The organism is Streptomyces sp. B1866 (assembly GCF_031932565.1).
GTDB lineage: Bacteria > Actinomycetota > Actinomycetes > Streptomycetales > Streptomycetaceae > Streptomyces.
This window is the reverse complement of record NZ_JAVSCF010000511.1, coordinates 1-1,379: the sequence shown is the minus strand read 5'-3', so window position 1 is coordinate 1,379 and position 1,379 is coordinate 1. Positions and strand designations below refer to the sequence as shown.

Here is a 1,379-nt window from a genome sequence, read left to right as displayed (position 1 = left end):
AAGGTCCTGATCGCCAATCGTGGCGAGATCGCGGTGCGGGTTGCTCGTGCGTGTCGGGACGCGGGTTTGGTGAGTGTCGCGGTGTACGCGGAGCCGGATCGGGACGCGGTGCATGTGCGGGCGGCTGACGAGGCGTACGCGCTGGGCGGGGACACCCCGGCGGCCAGCTATCTGGACCAGGCGAAGGTGTTGGCGGCGGCGGCGGAGTCCGGGGCGGACGCGGTGCATCCGGGGTACGGGTTCCTGTCGGAGAACGCCGAGTTCGCGCAGGCGGTCCTGGACGCGGGTCTGACGTGGATCGGTCCGCCGCCGCAGGCGATCCGGGACCTGGGGGACAAGGTCGCCGCGCGGCATATCGCCCAGCGGGCCGGCGCGCCCCTGGTCGCGGGCACCCCCGACCCCGTCTCGGGTGCGGAGGAGGTCGTCGCCTTCGCCCGGGAGCACGGCCTGCCGATCGCGATCAAGGCGGCTTTCGGTGGTGGCGGGCGCGGGTTGAAGGTGGCCCGGACGCTGGAGGAGGTCCCTGAGCTGTACGACTCCGCGGTGCGGGAGGCGGTGGCGGCGTTCGGCCGGGGCGAGTGCTTCGTGGAGCGCTACCTGGACAAGCCGCGGCACGTGGAGACCCAGTGCCTGGCCGACCAGCACGGGAACGTGGTGGTGGTCTCCACTCGTGACTGCTCCCTCCAGCGGCGTCACCAGAAGCTGGTGGAGGAGGCTCCGGCGCCGTTTTTGTCCGAGGAGCAGAACGCGCGGCTGTACTCGGCGTCGAAGGCCATCCTGAAGGAGGCCGGGTATGTGGGTGCGGGGACGGTGGAGTTCCTGGTGGGGCAGGACGGGACGATCTCGTTCCTGGAGGTCAACACGCGGCTTCAGGTGGAGCACCCGGTGACCGAGGAGGTGACGGGGATCGACCTGGTGCGGGAGATGTTCCGTATCGCCGAGGGCGAGGTGCTGGGCTACGACGACCCGCCGGTGCGTGGTCACTCGTTCGAGTTCCGGATCAACGGTGAGGACGCGGGCCGTAACTTCCTGCCCGCTCCCGGGACGGTCACCCTCTTCTCGCCGCCGTCGGGTCCGGGTGTGCGGTTGGACGCGGGGGTGGAGTCGGGGAGTGTGATCGGTCCGGCGTGGGACAGTCTGCTGGCGAAGCTGGTGGTCACCGGTGCGACGCGGGAGCAGGCGTTGCAGCGGGCGTCGCGGGCGTTGAACGAGTTCACGGTGGAGGGGATGGCGACGGTTTTGCCGTTCCACCGGGCGGTGGTGACCGATCCGGCGTTCACCGCGGACCCGTTCACGGTGCACACGCGGTGGATTGAGACCGAGTGGGTGAATGCGATCCAGCCGTTTACCGCTCCGGCCGACACCGACACCGAGGAGCC

Annotated in this window: 1 protein-coding gene; it reads left to right on the top strand. The window is 70.3% G+C overall.

Translation table 11 applies throughout. The annotated features are described in order from the left end of the window. Positions 1-1,379 (top strand): biotin carboxylase N-terminal domain-containing protein (locus RKE29_RS29855; protein ID WP_312008841.1); only part of this gene is annotated, 1,379 nt, incomplete at both ends.